This window comes from Streptomyces sp. NPDC056628 (genome assembly GCF_042792555.1).
GTDB lineage: Bacteria > Actinomycetota > Actinomycetes > Streptomycetales > Streptomycetaceae > Streptomyces.
Window position 1 is genome coordinate 15,048 of sequence record NZ_JBHTWG010000043.1, and the last position, 14,977, is coordinate 30,024.

14 protein-coding genes and 1 pseudogene are annotated in these 14,977 nt (G+C 70.1%); 10 read left to right on the forward strand and 5 right to left on the reverse strand.

Annotation, left to right across the window (positions count from 1 at the left end; translation table 11 throughout):
* The first annotated feature begins 9 nt into the window (after positions 1–9).
* Positions 10–1,461, forward strand: coding sequence for an NCS2 family permease (locus ACFRAC_RS32370; protein ID WP_382936896.1), 1,452 nt, complete (start codon positions 10–12; stop codon positions 1,459–1,461).
* Here the strand turns inward: ACFRAC_RS32370 and ACFRAC_RS32375 are convergent.
* Positions 1,454–1,642 (reverse strand): ribbon-helix-helix protein, CopG family, encoded by a 189-nt coding sequence (locus tag ACFRAC_RS32375; protein WP_382936902.1) that lies wholly within the window; start codon positions 1,640–1,642, stop codon positions 1,454–1,456. The genes ACFRAC_RS32370 and ACFRAC_RS32375 overlap by 8 nt on opposite strands.
* Positions 1,643–1,790: 148 nt before the next feature.
* Here ACFRAC_RS32375 and ACFRAC_RS32380 point away from each other — a divergent pair, with 148 nt between their 5' ends.
* Genes ACFRAC_RS32380 through thpR form a run of 3 tightly spaced genes read left to right on the forward strand, consistent with a single transcriptional unit; the run spans position 1,791 to position 4,220 of the window.
* Positions 1,791–2,228, forward strand: coding sequence for a MarR family transcriptional regulator (locus tag ACFRAC_RS32380; RefSeq protein WP_361341483.1), 438 nt, complete (start codon positions 1,791–1,793; stop codon positions 2,226–2,228).
* Positions 2,229–2,253: 25 nt separating this feature from the next.
* On the forward strand, positions 2,254–3,606 hold the full coding sequence (locus ACFRAC_RS32385; protein ID WP_382936911.1) for an MFS transporter: 1,353 nt from the start codon (positions 2,254–2,256) through the stop codon (positions 3,604–3,606).
* Between the two features lie 41 nt (positions 3,607–3,647).
* Entirely contained in the window at positions 3,648–4,220 is a 573-nt protein-coding gene (thpR, locus tag ACFRAC_RS32390) for an RNA 2',3'-cyclic phosphodiesterase (RefSeq protein ID WP_382936916.1), read from the forward strand.
* A gap of 124 nt (positions 4,221–4,344) precedes the next feature.
* On the opposite strand, the pseudogene ACFRAC_RS32395 reads toward thpR, so the two are convergent.
* Positions 4,345–4,807 (reverse strand): annotated as a pseudogene (locus tag ACFRAC_RS32395) (aldo/keto reductase); the annotation flags it as partial.
* A gap of 84 nt (positions 4,808–4,891) precedes the next feature.
* On the opposite strand from ACFRAC_RS32395, the gene ACFRAC_RS32400 reads away from it, so the two are divergent.
* Both ACFRAC_RS32400 and ACFRAC_RS32405 read left to right on the forward strand, forming a co-directional pair.
* On the forward strand, positions 4,892–5,944 hold the full coding sequence (locus tag ACFRAC_RS32400; RefSeq protein ID WP_382936919.1) for a recombinase family protein: 1,053 nt from the start codon (positions 4,892–4,894) through the stop codon (positions 5,942–5,944).
* A gap of 180 nt (positions 5,945–6,124) precedes the next feature.
* Positions 6,125–7,117 (forward strand): aldo/keto reductase, encoded by a 993-nt coding sequence (locus ACFRAC_RS32405; RefSeq protein ID WP_382936922.1) that lies wholly within the window; start codon positions 6,125–6,127, stop codon positions 7,115–7,117.
* A 304-nt stretch (positions 7,118–7,421) separates the two neighbouring features.
* Here ACFRAC_RS32405 and ACFRAC_RS32410 read toward each other — a convergent pair whose 3' ends face one another.
* Positions 7,422–8,102 carry an SGNH/GDSL hydrolase family protein gene (locus tag ACFRAC_RS32410; protein ID WP_382936926.1) on the reverse strand — a complete coding sequence of 227 codons (681 nt, stop codon included), beginning with the start codon at positions 8,100–8,102 and terminating at the stop codon, positions 7,422–7,424.
* Between the two features lie 133 nt (positions 8,103–8,235).
* On the opposite strand from ACFRAC_RS32410, the gene ACFRAC_RS32415 reads away from it, so the two are divergent.
* Positions 8,236–9,207, forward strand: coding sequence for a WD40 repeat domain-containing protein (locus tag ACFRAC_RS32415; RefSeq protein ID WP_382936931.1), 972 nt, complete (start codon positions 8,236–8,238; stop codon positions 9,205–9,207).
* A gap of 7 nt (positions 9,208–9,214) precedes the next feature.
* Here ACFRAC_RS32415 and ACFRAC_RS32420 read toward each other — a convergent pair whose 3' ends face one another.
* Positions 9,215–10,027 (reverse strand): TetR/AcrR family transcriptional regulator, encoded by an 813-nt coding sequence (locus tag ACFRAC_RS32420; protein WP_235072042.1) that lies wholly within the window; start codon positions 10,025–10,027, stop codon positions 9,215–9,217.
* Positions 10,028–10,114: 87 nt separating this feature from the next.
* Here ACFRAC_RS32420 and ACFRAC_RS32425 point away from each other — a divergent pair, with 87 nt between their 5' ends.
* The 3 genes from ACFRAC_RS32425 to ACFRAC_RS32435 all read left to right on the forward strand — a co-directional run bounded on the left by ACFRAC_RS32425 (position 10,115) and on the right by ACFRAC_RS32435 (position 13,713).
* Positions 10,115–11,080, forward strand: coding sequence for an ATP-binding cassette domain-containing protein (locus ACFRAC_RS32425; protein WP_108707456.1), 966 nt, complete (start codon positions 10,115–10,117; stop codon positions 11,078–11,080).
* Positions 11,077–11,898, forward strand: coding sequence for an ABC transporter permease (locus tag ACFRAC_RS32430; RefSeq protein WP_382936945.1), 822 nt, complete (start codon positions 11,077–11,079; stop codon positions 11,896–11,898). The genes ACFRAC_RS32425 and ACFRAC_RS32430 overlap by 4 nt, the downstream gene beginning before the upstream one ends.
* A gap of 234 nt (positions 11,899–12,132) precedes the next feature.
* Positions 12,133–13,713, forward strand: a complete 1,581-nt coding sequence (locus ACFRAC_RS32435) for an alpha/beta hydrolase (protein WP_382936948.1) — start codon at positions 12,133–12,135, stop codon at positions 13,711–13,713.
* A 72-nt stretch (positions 13,714–13,785) separates the two neighbouring features.
* On the opposite strand, the gene serC is transcribed toward ACFRAC_RS32435, so the two are convergent.
* Positions 13,786–14,904, reverse strand: coding sequence for a phosphoserine transaminase (serC, locus tag ACFRAC_RS32440; protein WP_382936953.1), 1,119 nt, complete (start codon positions 14,902–14,904; stop codon positions 13,786–13,788).
* Between the last annotated feature and the right edge of the window lie 73 nt (positions 14,905–14,977).

Genomic DNA, 14,977 nt, shown 5'->3' on the forward strand with positions numbered 1-14,977 from the left:
GCCAAAAAGATGTCCACCTCGGCTCCTGCCAAGGCCCCCACCCCTGAACAGCCGGGAGCCGGGCCCGCCTATGGCGCAATCGACCGCTTCTTCAAGATCTCCGAACGCGGCAGCTCCGTGCCGCGCGAGATCCGCGGCGGTCTCGCCACCTTCTTCGCGATGGCGTACATCATCGTGCTGAACCCGATCATCCTGGGCAGCGCGAAGGACATGTACGGGCATCATCTGGACAACGGCCAGCTGGTCACCGCGACCGCCGTCACCGCCGCCTTCAGCACCCTGCTGATGGGCGTCATCGGCAATGTGCCGATCGCGCTCGCCGCCGGCCTCGGCGTGAACTCCGTCGTCGCCCTCCAGCTCGCCCCGCGCATGTCCTGGCCCGACGCGATGGGCATGGTGGTCCTGGCCGGCTTCGTGGTCATGCTGCTCGTCGCCACCGGTCTGCGCGAGCGCGTCATGAACGCCGTGCCGTTCGGCCTGCGCAAGGCCATCGCCATCGGTATCGGCCTGTTCATCATGCTGATCGGCCTGGTCGACTCCGGCTTCGTCACCCGCATCCCGGACGTCGCCCAGACCACGGTCCCGCTCCAGCTCGGCACCGGCGGGCACCTCGACGGCTGGCCCGTGCTGGTCTTCGTCCTCGGCGCGCTGCTCACCCTCGCGCTCATCGTCCGCAAGGTCCCCGGCGCGATCCTCATCTCGATCGTCGCGATGACCGTGGTCGCCGTCGTCATCGAGGCCGTCGCGAAGGTGCCGTCCTGGGGTCTCACCACCCCGAAGTGGCCCGGCAACCCCGTCGCCAGCCCCGACTTCGGCCTGATCGGCCAGTTCAGCCTGTTCGGCGGATTCGGCAAGGTCGGCGTGCTGACCGGTGTCCTCTTCGTCTTCACCGTCCTGCTGTCCTGCTTCTTCGATGCCATGGGCACGATCATGGGCGTCAGCGACGAGGCGAAGCTGACCGACGCCCGCGGCCAGATGCCGGGCATCAACAAGGTGCTGTTCGTCGACGGCCTCGCCGTCGCCGCGGGCGGCGCCAGCTCCTCCTCGGCCACGACGGCGTTCGTGGAGTCCACGGCCGGTGTCGGCGAGGGCGCCCGGACGGGCCTGGCCAACGTCGTCACCGGTGGTCTGTTCGCGGTGGCGCTGTTCCTGACGCCGATCGCCACGATGGTGCCGTCCCAGGCGGCCACCCCGGCCCTGCTCGCGGTGGGCTTCCTGATCCTCGCGAACTCCGTCAAGGAGATCGACTGGGCGGACTACACGATCGCGATCCCGGCCTTCGTGACGATGGTGATGATGCCGTTCACCTACTCGATCACCAACGGCATCGGCATGGGCTTCATCACCTTCGTGGTCCTGCGTCTGGCCGCCGGCCGCGGCCGGGAGGTCCCGGTCGCGATGTACGTGGTGGCGGCGGTCTTCGGCTTCTACTACCTGATGCCGGCGCTGGGTCTCACGTGACGCCGTAGAACCTCTCGGTCTCCTCGACAGCGGACTGGAACCGCTCGTCGAAGTCATCGCGGATGAGCGTCCGGACGACATAGTCCTGGACGCTCATTCCTCTTTTGGCGGCATGCCGGCGCAGCCGGTCGAGCAGCTCGTGGTCTATCCGCAGGCTGAGCACGCTGGTCCCCATGTACATGAGGGTCGCGGCACTTTCCGGTGCGGTGTGTCCCGTTCCGCTGCTGGATCACCCGTATGAGTGATGGTGGGGTGACGTGGCGGGAGTCACGGGTGGCGCGGGGCATCCCAGTGGTATTTAGCCAGAGTAATGAGTTACGCTAATGAACATGTCGGACCTCACCCACGGCGACGACGCTGCCGCCGTGAACTCCCTGCGCTCCGCCGTGATGCGCCTCTCCCGCCGGCTCAAGCACCAGCGGGTCGACGAGTCGCTGAGCCCCACCGAGATGTCGGTGCTCGGCACCCTCTCCCTCTACGGCAGCGCCACCCCCGGTGAGCTGGCCCGCAAGGAGCACGTCCAGCCGCCGTCGATGACCCGCATCGTCGCCCTGCTGGAGGCCAAGGGCCTGGTCCGGCTGGAGCCGCACCCGGAGGACCGGCGCCAGAAGGTCGTCTCGAAGACCGAGCAGGCCGAGACGATGCTCGCCGAGAGCCGCACCAAGCGGAACGCCTTCCTGGCCACCCTCGTCGAAGGCCTCGACGAGGAGGAGTGGGCGACCCTGCGCGCCGCCGCCCCCGTGCTGGAGAAGCTCGCGCACCTGTAAGCAGTCACCGAGGAGGCGACCACTTTTGAGTTCGGGACCCGGAGCAGACTCCGCCCCCGCACCGACCACCCACGACTCCCCGCCCGTCCCCGAGCGCCGCTCCTCGATGTTCAGCTCGCTCAGCGTCCGGAACTACCGGCTGTTCTTCCTCGGCCAGGTCGTCTCCAACACCGGGACCTGGATGCAGCGCATCGCCCAGGACTGGCTGGTGCTCAGCCTCACCGGCTCCGCCACCGCCGTCGGCATCACCACGGCCCTGCAGTTCCTGCCCATGCTGCTGCTCGGACTGTACGGCGGCGTCCTCGTCGACCGGCTGCCCAAGCGCCCCACGCTGATCGCCACCCAGTCCGCGATGGCCCTCACCGGCATCGCGCTGGCCGCCCTCACCCTCACCGGACACGTCCAGGTCTGGCACGTCTACCTGGCCGCCCTCGCCGTCGGCCTCGCGACCGTCCTCGACAACCCGGCCCGGCAGTCGTTCGTCTCCGAGATGGTCGGCCCCGGCCAGCTGCAGAACGCCGTCAGCCTCAACTCCGCGAACTTCCAGTCCGCCCGGCTCGTCGGGCCCGCCGTGGCCGGCCTGATGATCACCGGTGTCGGCACCGGCTGGGCCTTCCTCGCCAACGGCCTGTCCTTCGTCGCGCCCATCACCGGCCTGCTCCTGATGCGGGCCCGCGAACTGCACGTCGTTGAACGGGCGCCGCGCCGCAAGGGACAGCTGCGCGAGGGCCTGCACTACGTCGCCGGCCGTCCGGACCTGATCTGGACCATCACCCTCGCCGGTTTCGTCAGCACCTTCGGCTTCAACTTCCCGGTCTTCCTGTCGGCCTTCGCCGACGACGTCTTCCACGCGGGCGCCGGCTCCTACAGCCTCTTCAACACCCTGATGGCCGTCGGCTCCCTCGCCGGGGCACTGCTCGCCGCCCGGCGCGGCACCGCCCGGATGCGGGTGCTGATCGCCGGGGCGGTGGCCTTCGGCGCGATGGAGATCGTGGCGGCCGTCGCCCCCTCCCTGTGGCTGTTCGCCGTGCTCATGGTGCCCATCGGCATGTTCGGCATGACGGTCAACGTCACCGCCAACAGCAGCATCCAGATGGGCACCGACCCGAGCATGCGCGGCCGGGTGATGGCCCTCTACATGATGGTCTTCATGGGCGGCGCCCCCGTCGGCGCGCCGATCGCCGGCTGGGTCACGGACGCGTACGGCGTCCGGGCCGGCCTCGCCTCGGGCGGCGCCGTGACCGCCGCCGCGGCCGTCACCGTCGCCCTGGTGCTGGCCCGCCTCGGCGGACTGCGCCTCGCGGTCGGCTGGTGCCGCGGCCACCCGAAGGTGCGGTTCGTGCCCCGCGAGCGGGAGCAGCTGGCCACGGCCGCCTGAGTTCCCGGGACGGACACGGGCACGGCGGCGAGACTTCCCCCATGAGACTCTTCGCCGCCGTGCTGCCGCCGGACGACGTGGTACGGGAACTGGACACCGAGGTCGCCGCCCTGCGGAGCCTGCCCGGCGCCGACCGGCTGCGCTGGACCGCCCGGTCCGGCTGGCACCTCACCCTCGCCTTCTTCGGCGAGGTCGACGACGATCTGCTCGCCGGCCTGACCGGCCGACTGGAGCGCGCCGCCCACCGGACCGCCCCCTTCCGGCTGGCGCTGCGCGGAGGGGGCCAGTTCGGGCACGGACGGGCCCTGTGGACGGGCGTGCGGGGCGAGGTGCCCGAACTGCGCGTGCTGGCCGGGCGCTGCGAGGCGGCGGCCGAGAAGGCGGGCGTGCCGATGGGGGAGCACCGCCGGTACAAGGCCCATCTGACGCTGGCCCGCAGCCGTACCGCCGTGGACACCCGGCCGTATGTGACGGCCCTCGCGGACTTCGCCAGCCGCACCTGGACGGTGGCGGAGCTGGCGCTGGTCCGCAGCCACCTGCCCACCTCCGGTGTGCCGGGCGAGCAGCCCCGCTACGAGGTGGTCGCCCGCCGGCCGTTCGGCGCCGCCGGTTAACCTCGTGGCGTGGACCCGAAAACCCGTAACCGGATCATGGCCGGTGCGCTCGTGCTGATGTTCGTCCTCGTGGCCCTGGCGGCGGCGCTCGGACGGTGACGCCCTCACGCCGCCCCTCGGGCGCCTACCAGGCGAACGCCTCCGGCGTCGGCCCCGGGCCCGGGAACACCTCGTCCAGGCTGTCCAGCAGTTCCTCGCCCAGCTCCAGCTCCATGGCCCGCAGCGCCGACTCCAGCTGACCGGCCGTGCGGGGGCCGACGATCGGGCCCGTGACGCCGGGCCGGGTCAGCAGCCAGGCCAGGGCGACCTCGCCGGGCTCCAGACCGTGCTTGTCGAGCAGGTCCTCGTAGGCCTGCAGACGGGCGCGTGCCGCCGGGTCGGCGAGGGTGTCCGCCGCCCGCCCGGACGCGCGGCGCGGAGAGCTTGTCGTGGTGGCGCCACGCCTCGCCGTCGGCGCCCATGTTGCCGCACATCTTGGTGGCGAGGACGACCTTGTCGCGCCGGTCGCCGCCCTTGGCGATCCAGTTGCCGCTGATCGTTTCGGTGCGGCCCTTGTCTTCGCCCCAGCCGTACACGTCGGCGATATCCAAAGATCAATTTTGACGGCATGATCCGAACCTCATACCGTCACTCCTTGTGTGCGATGCGTAACACAGGGGAGGGGGGCGAGCATGGCGAGAATTCTGGGCGTGGTCCGTCTGTCGAGGGTGTCGGACGAGACCACATCGCCGGAGCGTCAGCGTCGATCCATCCAGCGATGGGCCGATCAGGAGGGGCACATCGTCGTGGGGTGGGTCGAGGACATCGACGTGTCCGGCGGGGTCGAGCCGTGGAAGCGTCCGGAGTTCGGCAAGTGGCTTCCCTCGACCATCGGGAAGGAGGTCAGCGCGGTCGAGCACCGGATCGCGGTGGAGGGGTCGCGCGCCGACGAGTACGACATCATCTGCGCGCTGAAGATCGACCGTCTCTCGCGACGCGTGCTCCACGTGCACGCCCTCCTGGAGTGGTGCGAGAAGAACGGCAAGGAGGTCGCCACCGTCGAGGACGGGATCAACCTCAACACGCAGATGGGGAAGCTCCTTTTCAGCCTGATCGCGTCCTTCGCGGAAGGGGAGCTCGAAGCCATCAAGGCGCGGGCCAAGTCCTCGTACAACCACCTGGTGAAGGAGGGGCGCTGGCGCGGCGGCCGCACTCCGTACGGTTACCGGGAGGAGAAACAGGAGACCGGCGACGGATGGAAGCTCGTCCCGGACGACTACGGGACCGACACGGCCGGGACGCTCCGTGAGATCGTTCGCCGTCTCATCGCGGGCGAGTCGGCGAACAGCATCGCGCAGTGGCTCAACGAGGACGTGTCGAAGACCCCGACGTCACTCGACGCCCAGATGATCCGTAGCGGCAAGACCCCGAAGGGCAGCCGCTGGACCGCCGCGAACACGGCCAAGGTCGTACGTTCCCGTTGCATCCTGGGGCAGATGGAGGTGTCCGAGGAGGTGACGGTCGACGGGAAGAGGACGACACGACGCCGGGTCGTCCGGGACGCGGACGGCCAGCCCCTCCAGCGCGCGGAGCCTCTGATCGCGCACGAGGAGTGGGAGCTGGCCAACAAGAAGCTGGACGAGAACACCAGCAAGCGCAGCGCAGCCTCATCAAGGAGCGCACCCGCGCCGGACTCGACGCAGCCAGGGCGCAGGGGCGTACCGGTGGACGACCCTCCGTCGTGAACGAGGACGCGCTGGCCGTGGCCCGCGCGAGAAAGGCGAAGGAAAAGAGCGTGTCAGTGCCCTGGCCAAGGCTCTGGGCGTCTCCCGTGCCACGCTGTACCGGCACCTCGGAGACGACTCCTGACGGCGGAACCTGATGTCCTTGCCTGGAGCGGACTCGAAGCAGTTGGCTTGTGGCCCATGAAGTACACCCAGCTCGGACGCACCGGACTCAAGGTCAGCCGACTCGTTCTCGGCACGATGAACTTCGGTCCGCAGACAGACGAATCAACCAGCCACGGCATCATGGACGCCGCTCTCGACGCGGGTCTGAACTTTCTGGACACGGCCAACGTCTATGGGTGGGGTGAGAACAAGGGCCGCACCGAGGAGATCATCGGTACGTGGTTCGCCCAGGGCGGCGGGCGGCGCGACAAGGTCGTCCTCGCCACCAAGGTGTACGGGAACATGGCGGGTGACGGGGACGCCTGGCCCAACCACGACAAGCTCTCCGCGGTGAACATCCGCCGGGCCGTCGACGCCTCCCTCAAGCGGCTTCAGACGGACTACATCGACATCTACCAGTTGCATCACATCGACCGGGCGACGCCGTTCGAGGAGATCTGGCAGGCGATCGAGGTGCTGGTCCAGCAAGGCAAGATCCTCTACGCGGGGTCGTCCAACTTCCCCGGTTACAAGATCGCCCAGGCCAACGAGATCGCCGCCCGGCGCTGCGGCACCATCGGCCTGGTCAGCGAGCAGTGCCTCTACAACCTCGCTGAGCGCCGCGCCGAGATGGAGGTCATCCCGGCCGCGCAGGACTACGGCCTCGGTGTCATCCCCTGGTCTCCGCTGCACGGAGGACTGCTCGGCGGCGTCCTCAAGAAGGAGGCCACACAGGGGCGCCGGGCGAGCGGCCGCGCTGCCGACGCGCTCAAGGACACCAAGACACGCGAGCAGATCCAGGCGTACGAGAACCTCCTCGACAAGCACGGCCTGGAGCCCGGTGAAGTGGCGCTCGCCTGGCTGCTGACCCGCCCCGGCGTCACCGGTCCGATCGTCGGCCCCCGCACGCAGGCGCAGTTGGACTCGGCGCTGCGCGCCCTGCAGCTGGAGCTGAGCGAGGAGATGCTGAGCACTCTGGACGAGATCTTCCCCGGTCCCGGACCGTCTCCCGAAGCCTTCGCGTGGTGAGGTAGCGGGTCTGTGTCGGAGCCGTCGCCTTCAGCGTGCCTTCGAGGCGAGTAGGGGGCGGCGGCTTCGTCGCTTCCACTCGGGGTCCGCAGGAGCGGTGATCGTCAGCGATGCGCTGCTGCCGCACGAACCACGCGCCCAGGCTCGGGGTGTCGGCTTCGGCGTCGGCCATCGCGATCCTGCCTTCGAGGACGGTCATCGTGGCGCTTCTCCCCAGCCGCCCCACGGTCAGGTGCGGCCGCGCGGTACAACGGTACGCAGGGTGACGGCGGCACGGAGACGAAGCTCACAGGCCGGCGTCCCGTCACAGCGGGGAGTCGTACGGCCCGCCCAGATCCCACGCCTGGTGCATCGCGTCCGCGAAGGCGGCGGCGATCTTGTGTTCGCCCCTCGCGTTCGGATGGGTGCCGTCGTACGTGTCCCGATCGATGTCGTACGACGGCGGCGGCGACGCCAGTAGCAGGGGGGAGCCGGGCCGGTCCAGGTCGGCGACCGCCTTCGCCAGGAGTTCGTTGAAGCGGGTGACCTGCGCGGCGAAAGGGGCGTCGTTGGTGGCCCGGACGTTGGGTATCACCGGCAGCACGACGATGCGCACGCGCGGGCCGGCCGTCCGTGCCTCGGCGACGAAGGCCCGTACGTTCTCGGCCGTCTGCTCGGCGTTCGTGTAGAAGCCCAGGTCGATCAGGCCCAGCGAGACGAGGAGCACGTCGGCCCGGTGCGCGCGGACCGCGTCGGCGATCAGCGGGGCCATGTGCTGCCAGCCCTCGCCCCAGCCGGCGAGGTGCGCGCGGGGGAAGTCGGGGTCGGCGTACTCGTACGAGCTCGGGGCCTCCGTGGCCTTGTCGTACAGCGTCTCGCGTGGGCCGACGAGGGCGAAGGGGCCGCCGTAGGTGTCCCGCAGGTGCTGCCACATGCGGTAGCGCCATGTGTGTTCGCCGGCGCTGCCGATGGTCATGGAGTCGCCGACGGGCATGAACCTGAGCATCCGCTCATGATGGACGATCTCCGAGGGCGCGAGGGGCCGGTGGGGTGTGAAGCCCGCCACGCGGCGCCCCGTCCGGGGCGGCGCCGCGCGGACCCCGGCTCCGAACCCCCGGGCGGGATGGCAGGCTTGGGGCATGCGCCGACCGCTCGCCGTACTCGCCGGGGTCCTGCTCACCGGTGCGCTGACGCTGCCCGCGTCTGCCGCCGACGGGAAGGGGAACGAGGACTTCACGATCAAGGACCCGCGGATCACCGAGTCCAGCGGCCTGGCCGCCTCCCGGCAGCACAAGGGCGTCTACTGGACGCACAACGACCAGGACACCGGCGCCTACCTGTACGCCGTCGACAGCGCCACCGGCAGGACGGTCGCCCGGATCACGATGACCGGCGTGGGCACCCCGCGGGACGTGGAGGCGATCTCCATGGGCCCCGACAACCAGCTGTACGTCGGCGACATCGGCGACAACGACGGTGTGGAGTGGCCCTATGTGTGGATCTACCGGCTGCCCGAGCCGAAGGTCCTGAAGGACCAGACGGTCCGGGCCACGCAGTACGTCGTGAAGTACTCCGACGGCACCCGCGACGCCGAGTCGATGGTGGTGCACCCGAAGACCGGGCGCGTCTACCTCATCGACAAGCAGGAGGACGGCGGGCACCTGTACGAGGGACCGGCCGAGCTCTCCCCGTCCGGCGCGAACGTCTTCGAGCCGGTCACGCCCGTGGACCTGTGGGCCACCGACGCCGCCTTCTCCCCGGACGGCAAGACCCTGGTCGTACGCGGCTACTTCGGGGGCCTCGCCTACGACTGGAACGGCGGGAGGCTCAAGCGCCTGGGGCGGGTCGGCGTGCCGCTCGGGCAGGGGGAGTCCGTGGCGTACTCGCCCGACGGAAGCAAGATCATGCTCGGCAGCGAGGGCGTGAACAGCGCGGTGGTGGCGAAGGACGCGCCGGGGGACACCGGCTCCGACTCGTCGTCGTCGGGCGGGAGTTCGGCCTCCCCGGACGGGGACGACGGCACGGACGGAACCTTGAAGGTCGGTGCCGTGGCGGTGCTGGCCGTCCTGGTCGTGTTCTTCGCCCTGCGGAGGCTGTTCCGGCGGGCGTGAGCGTCGCTCAGTCCGCGTCGCCCGCCGTGCGCCCTGTGCCTGCTCGGTCCGCGTCGCCCGCCGTGCGACGGGCGACGAACACCTCCAGGCCGTCCAGGATGCGCTGCAGGCCGAACTCGAAGTGGTCGAAGTCGGGGCCGAAGGTGTCCTCGGAGAGGCCGGCCAGGACGGGGTAGCGCCCGCTGAGCATGGCCTTCTCCAGCGCCGGCCGCTGGGCCTCCCAGAACTGGGCGTCCGTCAGCCCCGAGCTGCGCTCCGCCTCCTCCTGGTACAGCTGGGTCCGCGCGGCTCCGACGACGTATCCGTCGATCATGATGATCGCCGACAGCAGTTCCGGGTCGGTCAGGCCCATCGGCTTGATCCGGCCGAGCATCTTCTCCAGGCCGTCCAGGGCGTTCGGGCCGAGGATCGGCCGGGACTGGTTGACCTCCAGCAGCCAGGGGTGCCGCCGGTACAGGGCGAGGGTCGCCCGGCCGAGGGCCTCCAGGGCCGAGCGCCAGCCGCCGTCGCCGAGCTCCGCCGCGTCCGCCGAGACGCGCTGCACCCGGTCCAGCATCAGGTCGAGCAGCTCCGCCTTGCCGGGGACGTAGCGGTACAGGGACATGGCGCCGGTGCCGAGCTCCGCCGCGATCCGGCGCATCGACAGCGCGCCGATCCCGTCGCGGTCGGCGACCTCGACGGCGGTCTCCACGATGCGGTCGAGGGTGAGGCCCGGCTTCGGCCCCCGGCTGGGCATCTGCCCCGTGCCCCAGAGCAGGTCGAGGGTGCGCGCGATGTCGCCGCTGCCACTGGTCTCCGTACCGCCGCCACCGCTGCTCATACGGGCAGTCTAGATCCGCGTCCGAAAACTGGGTACACCGTACGCGCCATCGGGTACGGTGTACCCGGTTAATGGAAGGGGGACCCCATGAACGACGACGGTCACGCCGTACGGGCGGAGGGCCTGGAGAAGCGGTACGGCGAGAAGCGCGCCCTGGACGGTTTCGATCTCGCCGTCCGCGCGGGCACCGTGCATGGACTGCTGGGCCCGAACGGCGCGGGCAAGACCACCGCCGTCCGCGTCCTGTCGACGCTGATCAGGGCGGACCGCGGACGGGCGGCCGTGGCCGGGCTCGACGTGGCCCGCCGGCCGCGCGAGGTGCGGGCGCGGATCGGACTGACCGGGCAGTACGCGGCGGTGGACGAGGTGCTCACCGGGCGGCAGAACCTGGAGATGTTCGGGCGGCTGTTCCACCTGGGCGGCCGGCGGGCCCGGCTGCGGGCCGCCGAGTTGCTGGAGCAGTTCGACCTCACCGACGCCGCCGACAAGGGCGTCGGCGACTACAGCGGCGGCATGCGGCGCCGGCTGGACCTGGCCGCGTCGATGATCCTCGCCCCGGCCGTGCTGTTCCTGGACGAGCCGACGACGGGGCTCGACCCGCGCAGCCGCGGGGAAGTGTGGGACTCCGTACGGGCGTTGGTGGCGGACGGCACGACCGTGCTGCTGACCACGCAGTATCTGGAGGAGGCCGACCGGCTGGCCTCCCGGATCACCGTCATCGACCAGGGTCGGGCCATCGCCGACGACACCCCGGACGCCCTGAAGAACCGGGTCGGCGGCGACCGGATCGAGGTGGTGGTCGCCGAACGCTCCGAGATCCCGCGCGTGGCAAAGGTCATCGCCCGGGTCGCCGACGGCGAACCCGAGGCGGACGAGACCGAGTTGCGGGTGCACGCCGCCGTGACCGACCGGGTGGCCGCCCTCACGGACGTCGCCCGCACGCTGCAGGACGAGGGCGTACGGGTCGAGGACATCGGTCTGCGCCGGCCCAGCCTCGACGACGTGTTCCTGCGCCTGACCGGACATCGCACGGAGAAGGAGGCGGCGGCATGAGCGCGCTCGACCTGACCGGACCGGCCGGCCGCGGCCGGGTGTACTGGGCGCTCGCGGACTGCTGGAACATCGTCCGCCGGGGCCTGACCCACTACCAGCGCCAGCCGGTCAACATCGCCTGGCAGTTGGGCTTCCCGATCCTTTCCGTCCTCCTGTACGGCTATGTCTTCGGCAGCGCGATGAGGGTGCCAGGGGGCGGCGACTACCAGGACTTCCTGATGCCGGGCATGTTCGTGATGACCATGGCCTTCGGCTTCATCAACACCGCGACCGTCGTGGTGTACGACTCCACCAAGGGCGTCATCGACCGCTTCCGCTCCATGCCGATGGCGTCCTCCGCGGTGGTGGCCGGACGCGGGGTGACCGATCTGATCGTCGCCTGCGCCGAGTTGGCCATCCTGATGCTCACCGCGCTGGCCATGGGCTGGCGTCCGGACGGCGGCTGGGGCTTCCTCGCCGCGTTCGGGCTGCTGCTGTGGCTGCGGTTCGCACTGATCTGGCTCGGCGTCTGGCTTGGTCTGCTGGTTCCCAACCCGGAGGCGGCGGGCGGTCTGTTCGCGGTGGCCTTCCCGCTGACGATGATCTCCAGCATCTTCGTCGCCCCGCAGCTCATGCCCGACTGGCTGGGCTGGGTGGCCGCCTGGAACCCGATCTCCTCCACGGCCGCTGCGACCCGCGAACTGTTCGGCACGCCGGTGGGCGGCGGCGACTCCTGGGTGGAGCAGCACGCGTTGCTGATGGCCGGGGTGTGGCCGGTGATCCTGACGGCGATCTTCCTGCCGCTGGCGGTGCGGCGGTTCCAGAAGCTGAGCCGGTAGGTCGTGCCCGGCCCGGCTCCGTCCTTCGCCTGACGAGGGGGGGGGAGCCGGGCCGGCCGGGTGTCCGGAATTGCCGTAACTCCCATTTTCCGTGGGGTTTCTGAGAGCGGGCTGTGCCTCGATTTGGTCAAGTCTTGCTCGAATTCGCATATGAACGGTGCGCACTTCGGCGACGATGCGGCACGGCCCGCGTCACTCGTGGGTCTGACCCCGACACCGTTGCGAGAGAACTCCATGAGAAGAAGCGCAGCCGTACTGTGCGGCGCCACGGTCGTCCTGGCCGGGACACTCACCGCCGTTCCCGCCAACGCCAGCTCGCCACACTCCGCGAGCACGGCCCTGTCGACCGCCGTCGCCAAGGTCGCCTGGAAGAAGTGCGGGACGGACGACACCCCGACGCTCCAGTGCGGGTCGGTCAAGGTGCCGCTCGACTACGCGAAGCCGCGCGGCAGGCAGATCACGCTGGCTCTCTCCCGCGTGCCGCACACCGCGCCGAAGTCCCAGGGCCCGCTGCTCGTCAACCCCGGTGGCCCGGGCGGCAGTGGCCTGTCGCTGGCCGAGTTCGTCGCGTCCTCCCTGCCCAAGGACGTCGCCGCCCAGTACGACGTCATCGGCTTCGACCCGCGCGGAGTGGGCGAGAGCCAGCCCGCCCTGGACTGCAAGCCGGGCCACTTCGACCCCGTGCGCCCCGACTCCGTGCCGAGCACCCCGGCGCTGGAGAAGGCCAACCTGGCGCGCGCCAAGGCCTTCGCGAAGGCCTGCGGCACGAAATACGCGGACGTCCTGCCGTACATCGACACGGTCAGCGCCGTGAAGGACATGGACTCGATCCGCAAGGGCCTCGGCGCGTCGAAGATCAACTACTTCGGCTACTCGTACGGCACCTACCTCGGCTCCGTCTACGCCAAGCTGTTCCCCGAGCGGGTGCGGCGCCTGGTGCTGGACTCGATCGTCGACCCGACCGGTGTCTGGTACGACGACAACATCCAGCAGGACTACGCCTTCGACAAGCGCCACAAGGCCTTCATGGCGTGGATCGCCAAGTACGACTCCACGTACAAGCTCGGCACGAACCCGAAGAGGATCGAGGCCAAGTGGTACGCCATGCGGGCGGCCCTGGCCAAGAAGCCGGCCGGCGGCAAGGTGGGCGCCTCCGAGCTGGAGGACATCTTCATACCGGGCGGCTACTACAACGGGTACTGGCCGACGCTGGCCAAGACGTTCGCGGCGTACGTCAACGACCACGACACGGCGGCGCTGGTGACGGCGTACGACAACATCGCGGCGATCGACGCCTCCGGTGACAACGGCTACAGCGTCTACACCGCCGTGCAGTGCCGTGACGCCTCCTGGCCGCGCGACTGGAAGCAGTGGCGCAAGGACAACTGGGCGGTGTACGAGAAGGCCCCGTTCATGGCGTGGAACAACGCCTGGTACAACGCGCCGTGCGCGTACTGGTCGACGAAGACGCTGAAGCCGGTGAACGTCGTCAACAGCAAGCTCCCGCCGGTGCTGCTGTTCCAGGCGACGGACGACGCGGCCACGCCCTACCCGGGCGGCGTGACCATGCACCGGCTGCTGAAGGGCTCCAGCCTGGTGGTGGAGCAGGGCGGCGGCAACCACGGCATCACGCTGAGCGGCAACGCCTGCCTCGACAAGCACCTCGCGGCGTACCTCACCAACGGCAAGGTCCCGCACGGCAAGGGCACGGTCGACGCGGTGTGCGACAAGCTTCCCGACCCGACGCCGCAGCCCGCGGCGCGGAAGGCGGCCGGCACCGGCACCCTGAGCGCGATCCTGGGCTCCGCCCGCTGATCGACCGACACAACGACAGGGGGCGCCCGGCGACACTCGCTGGGCGCCCCCTTCGTCACGTACGCGGGAAGGTCAGAGCTTCTCGATGACGTAGTCGACGCACTTCGTCAGCGCCTCGACGTCCGCCGGGTCGATCGCCGGGAACATCGCCACCCGCAGCTGGTTGCGGCCGAGCTTGCGGTACGGCTCGGTGTCGACGATGCCGTTGGCGCGCAGCACCTTGGCGACGGCGGCGGCGTCCACCTCGTCCGTGAAGTCGATCGTGCCGATGACCTGCGAGCGCTTGGCCGGGTCGGTGACGAACGGGTTCGCGTACTTGATGTCCTCGGCCCAGCCGTACAGCGTGCGGGCGGAGGTGGCGGTGCGGCGGACCGCCCAGTCCAGGCCGCCCTGGCCGTTGATCCACTCCAGCTGCTGGTTCAGCAGGAAGAGGGTGGCGAGGGCCGGGGTGTTGTACGTCTGGTTCTTGCGGGAGTTGTCGATCGCCGTGGGCAGCGAGAAGAACTCCGGGATGTGGCGGCCGCTCGCGTGGACGCGCTCGGCGCGCTCGATCGCGGCCGGGGAGAAGACGCCGATCCACAGGCCGCCGTCGGAGGCGAAGGACTTCTGCGGGGCGAAGTAGTAGACGTCCGTCTCGGCGATGTCGACCGGCAGGCCGCCGGCGCCGGAGGTGGCGTCGACCAGGACCAGCGCGCCCTCGTCGGCGCCGGCCACGCGCTTGATCGGCATGGCGACACCGGTGGAGGTCTCGTTGTGGGTGAAGGCGTAGACGTCGACGCCCGCCGCCGCGACCGGCTCGGGGTGGGTGCCCGGGTCCGTGGAGACGACGTCCGGGTCGGCCAGCCAGGGGGCGAGCTTCGCGGCCTTGGCGAACTTGGAGGAGAACTCGCCGAACGTGAGGTGCTGCGACTTGTTCTCGATCAGGCCGTGCGTCGCGATGTCCCAGAACGCGGTGGAGCCGCCGTTGCCGAGGATCACCTCGTACCCGTCGGGCAGGGAGAACAGCTCCTTGATGCCCTCGCGCACCTGGCCGACCAGGTTCTTCACCGGGGCCTGGCGGTGGGAGGTGCCCATGAGGGAGGTACCGGTGGCGGCCAGCGCGTCCAGCGCTTCCGTCCGCACCTTGGAGGGGCCAGCGCCGAAACGTCCGTCGGCGGGCTTGATGTCAGCGGGAATCTGGATCTCAGCCACGACACGGAGGGTAGCCGGTGGAGGAAACCCGGGTGAAACCTCGTCCGTCCGGTGAGACGGCGTGGTCCCGGCC